Source organism: Pseudoalteromonas sp. Angola-4 (assembly GCF_028599265.1).
GTDB lineage: Bacteria > Pseudomonadota > Gammaproteobacteria > Enterobacterales > Alteromonadaceae > Pseudoalteromonas > Pseudoalteromonas atlantica.
On sequence record NZ_JAQREK010000001.1, the window covers coordinates 483,228 to 496,966 of the forward strand.

Sequence of the window (13,739 nt, forward strand, 5' to 3'; positions counted from 1 at the left end):
TCAATCTAGGGGCCATTTAATCACGGCGCGAGGTTTGTAACCTAGTGGGCTAAGTAAAAACCGAGTAACAAAGAGTAAATGGCCCCTAGGGAGAACCCTTTGGGCAGCTGCAAATTCAACCTCGAAAGGTCAACAGGCCCTAGTAAATAGCGCAGCCACAGCTGCGCTATTTTTGTTTTAGTTACTCAACTAATTCACTTACTACAATTGGGCTGTTATGCAGGGTTTTATGCACTGGGCATTTGTCGGCTATTTCGAGCAGGCGTTGGCGCTGTGCTTCGGTTAAGTCGCCGCGTAGGGTAATTTTACGGGTAATGGCCTCTAGGTTTTGGGTGCATTCGCCGTTGTCGCAATCTTTGTAATAGTCGCGGGTGTGTTCAAGCTCTACTTTTATATGATCAAGCGGCAGCTTTTTTAAGGTTGCATACATACGCAGTGTCATTGAGGTACACGCGCCTAGGCCTGCGAGTATATGGTCGTAAGGATCGGGGCCTAAATTACTGCCACCTACCTTTAACGGCTCATCGGCAAGCCATGTATGATCTTTAGTACTTACGTGCTGAGTAAATATATGATCTTTTTCTTCAACCAGTACTTTGCCGTTTTCTAATTTTGCGCTGTAGTTGCTTTGCTCGTATTTAACGTAGCGGTTTGCCCAATTAGCAATTAGCGTAGCAGCGTACTCGGCATCGTTTTTATTACTTAGTAGGTGGTCGGCGTTATCGAGGCTAATAAAGCTTTTTGGGTGTTTGGCTGATGCATAAATTTTCTCGGCTTCTGAAATATTAACCGTGGCATCAACAGGGGAGTGCATAACTAAAAGTGCGCGTTTTAATTTACCTATATGGCTACGGTCGTACTTTGCTATGTCCTCTACAAATTGTTTTTTTATGGTAAATTCGCGCCCAGCTAAGCTAACTTTAGCTTCACCTGCGGCGTTTATTTCGTCTAAATGGGCTTCAAAGTTATGTGCAACGTGTTGCGCATCTGAAGGAGCGCCAATTGTTGTAATAGCCGATACCTCAGGAATATGCTCTGCAGCAGCCAGTACGGCAGCGCCGCCTAAGCTGTGGCCAATTAATAACTGCGGCGCATCAAAGTGCGTACGCAGGTGATCGGCTGCGGCCACTAAATCTTGAATATTTGATGAGAAGTTACTGTTTGCAAAGTCGCCGTCGCTATTGCCAAGGCCGGTAAAGTCAAAGCGCAGTACGGCAATACCCTGTTGGGTAAGGGCGCGGCTTATGCGCGTAGCGGCAGCAATATCTTTACCACAGGTAAAGCAGTGTGCAAATAAAGCATAAAACTTTACATCGCCGGCTGGGCGTTCAAGCTGGCCTGCAAGTTCTAAATCGCCGCTTTTAAAAGATACTTTTTGTCGCATAGAAGAGCCTTAGTGTTTCATTAAATTACGTTACAATAATAGATAAGATATAAGCACTAACTAGTGTAATTTCAATGTTTATTATGCTTTGATCTTGATCAAGCAAACTGCTTACTATTTCATCGTGAGGACATTTGTCCTTATGTTTTTTGGGTGGTTTGTCTATCCTCGCACAGCGCTATAATGAAGGTTTTGCTACTTTATATTGGCTAATTAGCTATATTTTAAAGCAGCTCACTTCTAACAACCTATTCACTGGAACGTACAATGCAATTACCTACTGTTGATTATAAAGCTCCCGATGCGGCTGCTCACTTTGTTGAATCGTTAAGAAACACCGGTTTTGGTGTATTAAAAAATCACCCAATCCCGCAATCTTTAGTTGAGTCTATTTACGAAAAATGGCAAGACTTTTTTAATTCAGAGCAAAAGCACGACTTTTTATTTTCTAAAGAAACGCAAGACGGTTATTTCCCGCCTTCTGTATCTGAGGTAGCTAAAGGCTTTACAGTAAAAGACATTAAAGAGTACTTTCATGTTTACCCTAAAGGTCGCGTGCCTGCAGAGCTTGAAGCCGACGTGCGTGAGTACTACCGCTTAGCTAACGAATTTGCAGCAACGCTTTTAAGCTGGGTTCAAGCAGAGGCACCAGCCGATGTACGTGCTAAGTTTTCTATCGATTTAAAAGACATGATTGCTGATTCTGAGCAAACATTGTTACGCATTTTACATTACCCGCCAATGACAGGTGATGAAGAGCCAGGTGCAATTCGCGCTGCAGCACATGGTGACATTAACTTATTAACTGTGTTACCTGCATCGAACGAGCCAGGCCTGCAAGTTCAAAAAACTGATGGCGGTTGGTTAGATGTGCCATGTGACTTTGGTAGCTTAATTATTAATATTGGTGACATGTTACAAGAAGCGTCGGGCGGGTACTTCCCATCGACTATTCACCGTGTAATTAACCCAACAGGTAAAGCGTCGACTAAGTCGCGTATTTCTTTACCGCTATTTTTACACCCACGTCCTGATGTTGTGCTTTCTGAGCGCTACACTGCAGACAGCTACCTACAAGAGCGTTTACGCGAGCTAGGTGTTAAATAACGTTATATTTATTGAGTTAAATATAAACCAAAAGCGGCTTTTAGCCGCTTTTGTTGTTTTTAAGCAAGGTTATACCAATCCGCAATAATGTTGAATCATTTTTAGGGGCTAAACGTGTCGCTATCTGCGTTAAAAAATTCTCATTTATGACTATATGGATGCAGAAGGTAGAGCAATGCAGGAGCAATTGCCGAGAACAAGTAAATAACGAATTTATTGCCTAGCTATCAACACGTTTATCTATTCTCAAAATAGATCACTTAATTAAGCGGATTGGTATTAATTTTTTGGGTAAGTTTGTTTCATTATTAAAACCGACTCAGCAATTATTTGCTCAAGTATAGCTAAATCGATATTTTCCAATTTTGTCACGTACAAACAGCTTTTACCTAGGCTATGTTTACCAAGCTTATTTAATAATGCCGCTATTTTGGGGTGATCAAAGCCAGGCATAATATAAATAGAAAGCTTAGTTTTGCGTGGTGAAAACCCTGTGATTGGCCATTCACCTGTGCGGCCGGAGTCGTACCTATAGCTGTATTGGTCAAACCCTATAATATCTTTACCCCATACAACAGGCTTTGCCCCTGTGACTTTTTCAAACAGGGTTAGTAAGGTTTGTGTGTCTTCAATACGCTTTGAATCTATACTTTCTAGGCATTGCTTAAGTGTTATTTGGTTTGCTTTAGTTTTTAATGTCATAGCGTTGATTTGTATTGTTATTAGCTACTCTAAGGTTAGCACTTAATTTGCTAAGTGAATATTTCCATGCATTTCTAAGTTAGTTGCGTATAATGCGCCCTTGGCCGGTTTGGCCTTTATTTTATTGAGAGATTTTATGAGTTTTGATGGTTTAGGTTTATCACAGTCTTTAGTTAACGCGGTTTTAGAAAAGGGCTATGAAACGCCAACGCCTATTCAGGCTCAAGCAATTCCTGCAATTATTGAACGTCGCGATGTAATGGCGGCTGCACAAACAGGCACAGGTAAAACCGCTGGTTTTACGTTACCGCTAATTGAGCTGTTATCTAAAGGCAGTAAAGCAAAAAGTAACCACGTACGTGCCCTTATTTTAGCGCCTACGCGTGAGCTGGCTTTGCAGGTAAGCGAAAACGTTGAAGAATACGCTAAGCACTCTGATGTAAGTTCGTTTGTAGTGTACGGCGGCGTAAAAATAAACCCACAAATGCAGCGCCTTCGTAAAGGGGTTGATATTTTAGTGGCCACGCCTGGGCGTTTAATCGATTTACATAATCAAAACGCGGTTAAGTTTGATAATGTTGAAGTGCTGGTACTTGATGAAGCGGACCGCATGCTTGATATGGGCTTTATTCACGACATTAAACGCCTGATTGCTAAAATGCCGCCTAAACGCCAAAACTTAATGTTTTCGGCAACGTTTTCAGATGATATACGTGCATTGGCAAAAGGGTTAATTAACGACCCTGTTGAAATATCAGTTGCGGCAAAAAACACCACTGCTAAAAGCGTAACGCAAAGCGTTTACGCTGTTGATAAATCGCGTAAAACCGCATTACTTAGCCATTTAATTCGTAGCAACGATTGGCAACAAGTATTAGTGTTTAGCCGTACCAAGCACGGAGCAAACCGTTTAGTTAAACAGCTTGAGCGCGACGACATAGTAGGCGCCGCTATTCATGGTAATAAATCACAAGGCGCTCGTGTTAAAGCGCTTGATGGCTTTAAAAGTGGTGAAGTACGCGTACTTGTAGCCACTGATATTGTGGCACGTGGTCTTGATATTGTTGAGCTTCCGCATGTGGTTAACTACGACTTACCAAACGTATACGAAGATTATGTTCACCGTATTGGCCGTACCGGTCGTGCTGGTGCATCAGGGCATGCTATTTCGTTTGTAACAGCCGACGACGCCGCTGATTTATACGGTATTGAACGTTTTATTGGTGAGCTAATCCCTCGCGCTGAAGAGCCTGGATTTGAACCAACTAGCCCAGTACCTGAGCGCGCATTAGATGCTCGCCCAATTAAACCTAAAAAGCCTAAAAAAGCAAAGCAGCCGTTTAACAAGCCTAAGTCTGATAAGCCGAACAGCAAAAAACCAAACAATGGGGGAAGCGGTACCGGCCCTCGTCGTGGTGGTTCTAAAAAACCAGCAGCGAAAACTGATGACAACGCACAAAGCCCATGGGCAAAGCGCCAATCGGTAGGTGGTAATGGCCAGCGCCGTCGTCGCCCAAATAACGATTAATCATTATTAAAGATTGTATTGGCCTTTAATTAAATGCCAATACAAAAAACGCGCTACCTTTTTAATAGAAGTAGCGCGTTTTTTATTTTCTGTAATTTATACTTACCTGATCAACGAATTAACGCCTAATCCTACAAACAAGGTAACGCTAACGCTTAGTAAGGTGCCTAGCATAACGTACTCGGTGAGCTTTTTATCTTTACTGGCACTTAAATCGCCAAACCTAAATACCGACTTGGCAGCTAGCAAAAAGCCAAGCCCAGCAAATTGATCAAGTAATATAAAGCTGAGCATAAGTACTCGCTCTATCATGCCAATGCTTTGTCCGGCCAACGGTAAGCTGCCCTCACTTGAAAAGTTAGCGGTAAGCCTTTCAAGCATCATTCTTATAAATACGGCACTTGGGCTTAATATAATTAAATATCCGCATACAACCCAAAGCACTTTAGGGTTTGTGGCAAGTGCGCTTACGTACGCGATTAAACTTTGGTTATCAGTTATATAAATACACAGCGCTATTATTACGGCTATATGCGCTATTTGGTCGAGTAAAAAGGGCACAACTCCTTTGTTAGAATACGACTTAGCAATATCTATTAGGTAGTGGCTAAGCATAATTGCAGCTGTTGAAAGTAACACGGTGCTTAGTTGTTGCCAGCCATAGCTATATTCCCAAAGCGCTAAAATAACGGCGCTAACCACACCGTGTACTAATACATGCAGGTAGAGCTTTTTAGCTTTAAAGTGGTGGGTGTTTCTATCGTTTACCCAGCTCATTGGTTGTAAAAAAAAGTCACTGACTAGGTGGCCTATAATTAATGTCACTAATAATAACGAAGACCCCATTACTCACTTCCTTTTGCAATCGTTGTTATGACCTGTTTAGCGTGTACTATAAATCGCTCTATTAGCTGATAATTTGCTAAGTTAAGCAATTTAGTGACATTTTCGCGACTGGTGTTAAGCTCTTTTGCCAGTGCTGCATGGCTGTTATCGGCCTGAGTTAAATACACGTAAAGCGCATTGGCTTGCTTTTGCGTTATCTTGCTAAACAAGGTATCAACAAAGGCAAGGTTAAGGCTAAAACTTTCATCTAGGGTGTGCTTTGCTAACTGTAAGGTAAAGCGTTGGTTGGCTATTTTATCAAGGCCTTGCCCTGAGAGCACAAAGGCCGAGCCGGTAGCTGTTTTTATATCGCTGCGTGGGTTGTCTACCTCACCTAAGGCCATACTTTGGCGTAGCTCGTAACCTGCCGACTTTAAATGCAAATAAATGATAATAGCGGTTTTAATTAACTGCTCGCTTTGATTTATTTGTAACTGAAAAGCATCACCTCGGTATATGGTCCACAGTGAGGTATTATCACTAATTGCACGCAAACTTTGCTCTAGCTGATAAAGCATGGCATCGTATTGCTGCTTAGGTATTTTTTGCGATTTAATTATATCGCCGCTGATCACACCAATCATAAAAATCCAAAAAGTAACTTAATGCAGTTACATAGAATCAGGTAACCAAATTTGGTTACATTTAGTTAAGTAACCAATTTAGGTTACTTAAAACAAAATTGCAAGGTTCACTCGTTAATGGCGTTTTATTTCAGCTGCGCTGAGCTGTGAGCACTTAAGGAAACAAATGACTTTACAAAACGATCAGCAAATCAGTAAGCCACGTGTCGGTATTTTTGTTGATGTACAAAACATTTATTACACGTGCCGCGAAAGTTACCGTAAAAACTTTGATTACAATGCATTTTGGGCGCACATGAAGCAGCAATATTCTATAGATTGTGCATTTGCGTATGCCATTCACCGCGGTGATGAAAAACAAAACCAGTTTCAAAATATTTTGCGTGCTATTGGCTTTGAGGTAAAACTAAAGCCGTTTATTCAGCGCCGTGACGGCAGCGCAAAAGGGGATTGGGATGTAGGCATAACGATAGATATGCTAGAGCAAGGCAAAAACCTCGATAAAGTTATTTTGCTCTCTGGTGATGGCGACTTTGCGTTATTGCTAGGGCATTTAAAAAATCAATACAATGTACCGTGCGATGTTTACGGCGCCGATAAGTTAACCGCAGAGGTGCTTAAGCAAAGTGCAGAACAGTTTCATTTAATTGATGATAGCTTACTACTCTAAAGCATAAAATATAGCGGCTAAGTGCCTGCAACATGAGAGTTTTTAAAAAAGAGCCTATATAGCTAATATAGGCTTTTTTTATTGCTGTAATAAATTGGGTTTACTCAGCGGTTATGGTAATTTTACGCCATATCATGTTATTGAGGACTCACATGCTTTATTACAGCGACATGCCATTAGACCGCGGGTCTAATTTTCGTAAAAACGCGGCGTGGTTAAACGCACAAATGTCGGCACAAAGTAAGTGGCTTTTGGTGAATAATAACCACACTTTGTTTTATAAAGACGCAGCTCAAGTGTGCTACTTAACGTATCAGCAGATTGCCCATTTAGATTTATCAAACGCTATTTATTTAGGCTCAAATACCGAGCAACAGGGTGTGTTTGCGTTAGATGTTTCAACCATACACGATGACGAACTCAAGTGCGTTATAGGCGACGCACAGTTTTTTGATATACGCCAATATGGCCCTCACGTTGATATACAAGATGGCTCTATCGCCGCACTTGCCCGTGGCTTATGTTATTGGCATGCAACGCATAGTTTTTGTGGGCGTTGTGGCAGTAAAAATACATTAGTAGAGGCAGGGCATTCACGCCTATGTGAAAACGAGCACTGCAAGCACCCTACATTTCCACGCACTGACCCTGCAGTAATTATGGTGGTTACTAAAGTATTTGAAGATGGAATAGAGCGTTGTTTATTGGGTCGCCAAGCAATATGGCAACAAGGTATGTATTCGTCATTGGCAGGCTTTGTAGATCCAGGTGAAACACTAGAGCAAGCTGTAGCGCGCGAAGTTAAAGAAGAAGCAGGCATTGACGTTGATAATGTACGTTATATTGCCTCACAACCTTGGCCATTTCCTTCTTCTATTATGTTGGGTTTTATTGCTCAGGCTAAAACTGAGCAAATAAACGTAGATAAAGACGAATTAGACGATGCCAAATGGTTTACGCGCGAAGAAGTTAAGGCGTTTGGCAATATGGGCGATGAAGGAGATCATTATAAACTCCCTCGGGTCGATTCAATTTCGCGTTTTTTAATTGAACAATGGCTTTCTAATAAGGTTTAAGGATTGGTAATGGCGACAAGCAAAAATAAAAATACCCAGTTAGTATCAACGGGGCGTAAAAAAGCCTACACCCATGGTGTGGTAAACCCCGTAGTACAGCGTGCTTCTACAATTGTATTTGACAGCGTGGCCGAATTAAAAGAAGCCGCTAAAACCCGCGGCGATAAAACATTATTTTATGGCCGCCGTGGCACAACTACACATTTTGCCTTGCAAGAGGCGATAACCGAGCTTGAAGGCGGCGAAGGCTGCGCACTTTACCCATGCGGCGCTGCGGCAATAAGCCAAGCGTTATTGTCGTTTGTAAAGGCGGGCGATCATATTTTAATGGTTGATAACGTGTATGAACCTACGCGTGATTTTTGCGATAAAATTTTAGCGGGACTAGGTGTTACCACCACTTATTACCCACCCACGATTGGCGCAGGTATTGAGGCGTATATTCAGCCAAACACAAAAGTGCTGTTTTTAGAATCGCCTGGCTCTATAACCATGGAAATACAAGATGTACCTGCCATGGTTAAAGTAGCCAATGAGCATAATATTATGACCATGCTTGATAACACCTACGGCAATGGGTTGCATTACCGCCCACTTGAACACGGTGTAGATATTAGTATTCAAGCAGCAACTAAGTATATTGTTGGCCACTCTGATGTAATGATGGGTGTAGCAGTGGCAAATAAAAAGTACTGGCCAACCCTGCGTGAGCAGTCGTACTTATTGGGGCAATGCACCAGCGCAGATGATGCCTATTTAGCGCTTAGAGGCTTACGCACTATGGCAGTGCGTTTAAACCAGCACGAAAAGGCGGCTATAGAGGTGGCAAAATGGCTTGAGCAACATGAGTTAGTTGATCATATTCGCCATCCTGCATTTGCAAGCTGCCCTGGGCATGAATTTTTTAAGCGCGACTTTGATGGCAGCAATGGGTTGTTTTCATTTGTAATGAAAACCGGTAACCAAAAAGCCATTGATGCGTTTTTAGATAGCCTTGAGCACATTAAAATGGGCTTTTCGTGGGGCGGCTTTGAAAGTTTAGTTACCGCAAATTTGACCATGAAAGGTTTACGTTCGAACACCGGTTGGGATTTAGGCCCTGTTATTCGCTTGCATATTGGCCTTGAAGACATTGATGATTTAATTAATGACTTAAGCCAAGCGCTTGAAGTATACCAACAGCATTTATAAAAATAGGCTAAATAAACAAAGTTTGGCCTGTTACATTTAAACGGTTTGTTACAAAGCTCACTAATGGTGAGCTTTTTTTTGCTGGTAATTCAAGGTGTTTACACTTACTGTTGTTACATTACGCTTTATTTTAAAGCATGAGCAACGTCATTAAGGAAAGCCAATGGCAACATCATCATTAGTGAACATAGGGCGATTAACCCAAATAGCGGGTTTTGAGCTAGTACGTATGTTTTTAACCAAGCGCGGCTTAATTGCTATGGCCGCCTTTGCCCTTGTTTGGTTACTTATTTTACGCTACCCGATAGGCCAAGCCGTCAGCATTATTAGTGCCCCCAATTTTGAACAAATGGCACGCGATATTTCAGGCAGTATTGGTTTAAGTAAGTTGCTTGATTGGCCTGAGGCCGAATTTGCTATGTACTGGCTAGTCGCTTTGTATAGCTTTCCGCTGTTTGCTATTTTTATATCAAGCGATCAAACCGTTGGCGATAGAGAGCGCGGCACATTACGGTTTTTATCATTGCGTTCTACTCGGTTTGAAATTTTATTTGGCCGTTTTTTAGGTCAGCTTGGCGTGTTAGCGTGTTTATTAGCTATTACCCTAGTGGCAACCCTTGGCGTACTTGGTTACAGAGAGCCTAGCCTATTAATGGGTGGGTTAAGCCGTGCGGTTTCTATATTTATAATAATGGTGGTGGTACTTAGCCCGTTTGTAGCATTAATGAGTTTGATTAACACGTTTGCTCGCTCGTCGCGTTTAGCAATTGTGTTAGCCATTTTATATTTTGCTGGTGGCGGCATTATTGTGGGTATATTGGCGTGGCAAGTACCGGCTTTAAATGCGCTCGATTACCTTTTCCCTGGGGTTAATTCTGAGCTTTTAGCTGGGCAAAACCTACCTTTATTGAGTGCCTTAGGTGTGCCGCTTATTCAAAGCGCTGTATTTATAGCAATTGCGCATCGAATATTTACAAGGAGTTCGCTATGAGCGTATTAATAAAAGCCAGCGGCTTGAGTAAATCGTTTGGCGCAAAGCAAGCACTTAACAACGTAAGCTTTGAAATTCAAAAAGGCGCACCTGTGGCGTTAGTGGGCCCTAATGGCGCCGGTAAAACCACATTATTTAGTTTATTGTGCGGCTATATTATCCCAAGCCACGGTGAGCTCAGTATTTTAGGGCATAAGCCTGGTAGTGCAGCGTTGTTCAACCAAGTGAGTGCATTACCGCAAGATGCGCAGTTAGATCCGCGTTTTAATATAGATAAGCAACTGGCGTTTTATGGCAAGCTTCAAGGCATGGGCGCTAAACAAAGCCACAATGAAGCGCTGCGCGTACTTGATTTGGTTGGCTTAAAAGAAGTCGCTAAACAGCGTGCTGGCGATTTATCTCACGGTATGCGTAAACGGGTAACGATAGCGCAAGCGCTGATTGGCTCGCCGAAAATAGTGATGCTTGATGAAGCCACAGCAGGGCTTGACCCTATTCATGCCAGAGAGGTGCGAGAGCTGGTATCGAGCTTAAGCGATGAAGCCACCTTTATTTTAAGTTCGCACGATTTAACCGAACTTGAGCGATTATGCTCCCAAGTGCTTCACCTAGATAAGGGCATTTTGAGCGAGCACCAAACAAAAGACAACAATACGCATACTCACTTTTATACCTTAATGCTCAACGAGGCGTATCAAAATGTGGAGCAACAACTGCAGGCGTTAGCAGGTGTAAACCGTGTGTATATGAGCCAACATAAAGAATACGTGATTGAGTACCAGCCAACCGGTGAGCCACTTGATATTGCTTTATTAAACTTTTGCCATCAACAAAACTGGCAATATAGGCAGTTAGTAAATGGTCACACCTTAGAAAATCAAATATTTACACAGGAGAAAGCATAATGGGACTACTCAGTGGTTTAATGGGAAATGCAAGCGAAGTAGATGATTCTGATTTAGAAAAAGTACTTGCCAATACCCTAATAGATGGCGAACAAGTAGAAAAAGCCTATAAGGTGATTCGCGATATGTTTATTTTTACTAATAAGCGTTTAATTTTAATTGATAAGCAAGGTATGACCGGCTCTAAAATGGAAATGGTGAGTATTGCTTATTCTAAAATTACTAAGTTTAGCAAAGAAAGTGCAGGGCACTTTGATTTAGATGCCGAGCTTAAAATTTGGATTGGTTCAGACCCAACGCCTATTAGTAAAGAGTTTAAATCGGGCGATAATATTAACGAAGTTTATCGTGTAATAAGTCAGCATGCGCTTTAGTTTGCTGAACATGTTTTAAGTAGTTGTTGACTATATGTTGCAACTACTTTAAATTTACAGTTTCTTACACCTACTTACAATTAACTTAATAAATACAACTGCTTAATTAAGTTTTCATTCAGTTTCTCAGCGTTAGCATGTCCCCACTTTAGTCAATGAGCTAAAGCATAAAAAGCAATGCACAAAGGGAAGTCTTACAATGAAAAAATTAGCAGTTATTATTTCAAGCATTTTATTATCTAGCACTGCGGCTGCTGCAGACAGCTACAATTCAATCAGTAATTTAAGCTACAAAGATAGCGATAACAACGACACCGTTGCTGTAGACTCTATTTATTACCTATCTCCTAAAAAAACATTAGGTCCGTACGATCAGTTTGAGTACATTAATAAACAAACTAACGTTTACGGCGGTTATGCTGATGACGACTTTGGCGATGTTACTAATATTGGTGGCGAATACTTTATCAATGAATTTGTTGTTGGCGCATCTTACGAAAACCTTGACCCAGATTCGGGCTCTAACGGTGAGCTTTACAAGCTAACTGGTGGCTACTTCTTTAACCCTGATTTATTAGCAAAAGTAACGCTTGTTGAAAACAAAGACGGCGATGACTTTGCTTTGTTTGATTTAGCATACAATCACATGCTAAACAGCACAGACTACGTAGGTGTAACACTTACATCTGATGACGACTTTGATTACCGCGCTGTTGCAGCTAAGTACTTTATTGACTTACAGCAAGGTAACTTTTTAACGTTTGAAGGTAAATACGAGAGCATTGAAGATGCAGAAAACCAGTGGGTAGCAGAAACTAACTACTACTTCTCAAAAGCAACCTCAGTATTTGCTAACTACAACAAGCAAGATACATACAGCTTTGGTGCTCAGCACTTCATCAATAAAAACATTGGTCTTAAAGTAGGTTACGAGAACAATGCAGATGACTCTGATAACGATGCATACTTTGCAAACATGCGTTTTCAGTTTTAATTAAGCCCTGTACTTAATTAAAAGCATAAAAAGCCCGCTACTGTAGCGGGCTTTGTTGTTTTTAACTTAAATTATCCGTGGTAAAAGTTTTACCAGGTGCAATTACGGTCTTTGTTCTGCTCATCTAAATAGCATTTTTTAAATTAAAAATAATAATTTTTTTGAAAAATGAGAAAAATATAATGAGGGATAGTTATATTGATGAGGTTTATCGAATAGTTAAGTTGTATTCAATTTAGCGACAGTTTGTACCTTATTTGTTACTTTTGAAGTTTAAATGCTGAGATATAATTCTACTGTAGATTTAAGATGTGCTTTATATTTACATTTGTACGGAATGATTAACAATTTAAGTTGTTGGTATTGTGTTTAATTTGTTCTCCCGTTCATTTTTTGTTCATTATTTGTTGTTAGGATGCGGCCCGACTTTGGCTACATGGCCCAAGCATAGAAAATAACATTTATAGGGAATTTAAAATGAAAAAATTAGCCGTTATCATTTCGAGTATTTTATTATCAAGCGCTGCATCTACTGCAATGGCAGCCGATACTTACCAATCTATCAGCCACGTAGGATACATGGACATTGATGGAGATGACACGGTAAGTGTTGACTCAACTTATTACTTTTCTCCAAAAGCGACGTTAGGTCCTTACGATCAATTTGAGTACATCAATAAGCAAACAAATGTTTATGGTGCATACAGTGATAATGATTTTGGAGATATTACTAGCGTTGGCGGTGAGTATTTTGTACAAGATTTCGTATTAGGTGCGCAGTACAATAATTTCGACAGTGATTTTGGCTCAAGCACGGATGTAATTGAACTTTCAGCAGGCTATTTCTTTAATCCAAACCTTGTATTAAAAGCAACGTTTGTAGATGTTGAAGATGCTGACAATCAGTTTGTGTTTGACTTAGCATATAACCACGAATTAAACAGCACTGATTATATCGGCTTTACTGTAACAGCAGATGACGAGTTTGATTACCGTGCAGTAGCAGCTAAGTACTTTGTTGATTTACAGCAAGGTAACTACTTAACTGTTGAAGGTAAATTTGAAGATGTTGATGGCGGTTCTAGTAGCTGGGAATTAGCATCTAACTACTATTTCAGTAAAGCAACATCGGTGTTTGTTACAGTTAACAAGAACGATGACTACGCTTTTGGTGCTCAACACTTTTTCAATAACAATGTTGGTTTAGAAGCAGGTTACGGTAATAACTGGGATGATTCTGATTACGATGCTTACTTTGCAAATGTAAGCTTACAGTTCTAATTTAACCAAAAGTTAGTTACTGAACAAAAAGCCCGCTACTGTAGCGGGCTTTGTTGTTTTTAACTTA

At 40.9% G+C, this 13,739-nt stretch carries 14 protein-coding genes; 10 read left to right on the forward strand and 4 right to left on the reverse strand.

Annotated features, from left to right (window positions below; genetic code table 11):
- Positions 1–181 precede the first annotated feature (181 nt).
- Complete coding sequence (locus tag PSH48_RS02260) at positions 182–1,384, reverse strand: bifunctional alpha/beta hydrolase/OsmC family protein (protein ID WP_024033663.1); 1,203 nt, start codon at positions 1,382–1,384, stop codon at positions 182–184.
- A 267-nt stretch (positions 1,385–1,651) separates the two neighbouring features.
- Here PSH48_RS02260 and PSH48_RS02265 point away from each other — a divergent pair, with 267 nt between their 5' ends.
- Entirely contained in the window at positions 1,652–2,491 is an 840-nt protein-coding gene (locus PSH48_RS02265; protein ID WP_004589526.1) for an isopenicillin N synthase family dioxygenase, read from the forward strand.
- A gap of 279 nt (positions 2,492–2,770) precedes the next feature.
- On the opposite strand, the gene PSH48_RS02270 is transcribed toward PSH48_RS02265, so the two are convergent.
- Positions 2,771–3,193: a DUF1801 domain-containing protein gene (locus PSH48_RS02270; RefSeq protein WP_024033661.1), complete on the reverse strand. Its 423-nt coding sequence runs from the start codon at positions 3,191–3,193 to the stop codon at positions 2,771–2,773.
- A 136-nt stretch (positions 3,194–3,329) separates the two neighbouring features.
- Between PSH48_RS02270 and PSH48_RS02275 the strand changes: the two genes are divergently transcribed.
- Positions 3,330–4,721, forward strand: a complete 1,392-nt coding sequence (locus PSH48_RS02275) for a DEAD/DEAH box helicase (RefSeq protein WP_004589525.1) — start codon at positions 3,330–3,332, stop codon at positions 4,719–4,721.
- Between the two features lie 102 nt (positions 4,722–4,823).
- On the opposite strand, the gene PSH48_RS02280 is transcribed toward PSH48_RS02275, so the two are convergent.
- Both PSH48_RS02280 and PSH48_RS02285 read right to left on the reverse strand, forming a co-directional pair.
- The gene (locus tag PSH48_RS02280; protein WP_273610816.1) at positions 4,824–5,567 is read right to left on the reverse strand and encodes a DUF3307 domain-containing protein; all 744 of its coding nucleotides are present in this window, start codon (positions 5,565–5,567) and stop codon (positions 4,824–4,826) included.
- Positions 5,567–6,190, reverse strand: a complete 624-nt coding sequence (locus PSH48_RS02285) for a hypothetical protein (protein WP_273610817.1) — start codon at positions 6,188–6,190, stop codon at positions 5,567–5,569. Before PSH48_RS02285 ends, PSH48_RS02280 begins: the two co-directional genes overlap by 1 nt.
- A 166-nt stretch (positions 6,191–6,356) precedes the next feature.
- Here PSH48_RS02285 and PSH48_RS02290 point away from each other — a divergent pair, with 166 nt between their 5' ends.
- From PSH48_RS02290 to PSH48_RS02325, 8 genes are all read left to right on the forward strand, one after another.
- Positions 6,357–6,860 carry a LabA-like NYN domain-containing protein gene (locus tag PSH48_RS02290; protein WP_004589523.1) on the forward strand — a complete coding sequence of 168 codons (504 nt, stop codon included), beginning with the start codon at positions 6,357–6,359 and terminating at the stop codon, positions 6,858–6,860.
- Positions 6,861–7,012: 152 nt separating this feature from the next.
- Positions 7,013–7,936 carry an NAD(+) diphosphatase gene (gene nudC, locus PSH48_RS02295; protein WP_138579459.1) on the forward strand — a complete coding sequence of 308 codons (924 nt, stop codon included), beginning with the start codon at positions 7,013–7,015 and terminating at the stop codon, positions 7,934–7,936.
- Between the two features lie 9 nt (positions 7,937–7,945).
- Positions 7,946–9,127, forward strand: coding sequence for a cystathionine beta-lyase (locus tag PSH48_RS02300; RefSeq protein ID WP_138579461.1), 1,182 nt, complete (start codon positions 7,946–7,948; stop codon positions 9,125–9,127).
- A 163-nt stretch (positions 9,128–9,290) separates the two neighbouring features.
- Complete coding sequence (locus PSH48_RS02305; protein WP_054983890.1) at positions 9,291–10,118, forward strand: ABC transporter permease; 828 nt, start codon at positions 9,291–9,293, stop codon at positions 10,116–10,118.
- Entirely contained in the window at positions 10,115–11,023 is a 909-nt protein-coding gene (locus tag PSH48_RS02310; RefSeq protein ID WP_138579463.1) for an ABC transporter ATP-binding protein, read from the forward strand. Before PSH48_RS02305 ends, PSH48_RS02310 begins: the two co-directional genes overlap by 4 nt.
- A complete protein-coding gene (locus PSH48_RS02315; RefSeq protein WP_004589518.1) occupies positions 11,023–11,397 on the forward strand; it encodes a PH domain-containing protein in 375 nt (124 codons plus the stop codon). Before PSH48_RS02310 ends, PSH48_RS02315 begins: the two co-directional genes overlap by 1 nt.
- A gap of 199 nt (positions 11,398–11,596) precedes the next feature.
- Positions 11,597–12,391, forward strand: a complete 795-nt coding sequence (locus tag PSH48_RS02320) for a putative porin (RefSeq protein ID WP_004589517.1) — start codon at positions 11,597–11,599, stop codon at positions 12,389–12,391.
- 477 nt (positions 12,392–12,868) lie between these two features.
- Positions 12,869–13,672 (forward strand): putative porin, encoded by an 804-nt coding sequence (locus PSH48_RS02325; protein WP_064386448.1) that lies wholly within the window; start codon positions 12,869–12,871, stop codon positions 13,670–13,672.
- Positions 13,673–13,739 lie beyond the last annotated feature (67 nt).

Coding starts and splice junctions, on each gene's coding strand:
- PSH48_RS02320 (WP_004589517.1), top strand. CDS start 11,597: ATGAAAAAATTAGCAGTTATTATTTCAAGCATTTTATTATCTAGCACT.
- PSH48_RS02315 (WP_004589518.1), top strand. CDS start 11,023: ATGGGACTACTCAGTGGTTTAATGGGAAATGCAAGCGAAGTAGATGAT.
- PSH48_RS02300 (WP_138579461.1), top strand. CDS start 7,946: ATGGCGACAAGCAAAAATAAAAATACCCAGTTAGTATCAACGGGGCGT.
- PSH48_RS02310 (WP_138579463.1), top strand. CDS start 10,115: ATGAGCGTATTAATAAAAGCCAGCGGCTTGAGTAAATCGTTTGGCGCA.
- PSH48_RS02270 (WP_024033661.1), bottom strand. CDS start 3,193: ATGACATTAAAAACTAAAGCAAACCAAATAACACTTAAGCAATGCCTA.
- nudC (WP_138579459.1), top strand. CDS start 7,013: ATGCTTTATTACAGCGACATGCCATTAGACCGCGGGTCTAATTTTCGT.
- PSH48_RS02305 (WP_054983890.1), top strand. CDS start 9,291: ATGGCAACATCATCATTAGTGAACATAGGGCGATTAACCCAAATAGCG.
- PSH48_RS02265 (WP_004589526.1), top strand. CDS start 1,652: ATGCAATTACCTACTGTTGATTATAAAGCTCCCGATGCGGCTGCTCAC.
- PSH48_RS02260 (WP_024033663.1), bottom strand. CDS start 1,384: ATGCGACAAAAAGTATCTTTTAAAAGCGGCGATTTAGAACTTGCAGGC.
- PSH48_RS02280 (WP_273610816.1), bottom strand. CDS start 5,567: ATGGGGTCTTCGTTATTATTAGTGACATTAATTATAGGCCACCTAGTC.
- PSH48_RS02275 (WP_004589525.1), top strand. CDS start 3,330: ATGAGTTTTGATGGTTTAGGTTTATCACAGTCTTTAGTTAACGCGGTT.
- PSH48_RS02290 (WP_004589523.1), top strand. CDS start 6,357: ATGACTTTACAAAACGATCAGCAAATCAGTAAGCCACGTGTCGGTATT.
- PSH48_RS02325 (WP_064386448.1), top strand. CDS start 12,869: ATGAAAAAATTAGCCGTTATCATTTCGAGTATTTTATTATCAAGCGCT.
- PSH48_RS02285 (WP_273610817.1), bottom strand. CDS start 6,190: ATGATTGGTGTGATCAGCGGCGATATAATTAAATCGCAAAAAATACCT.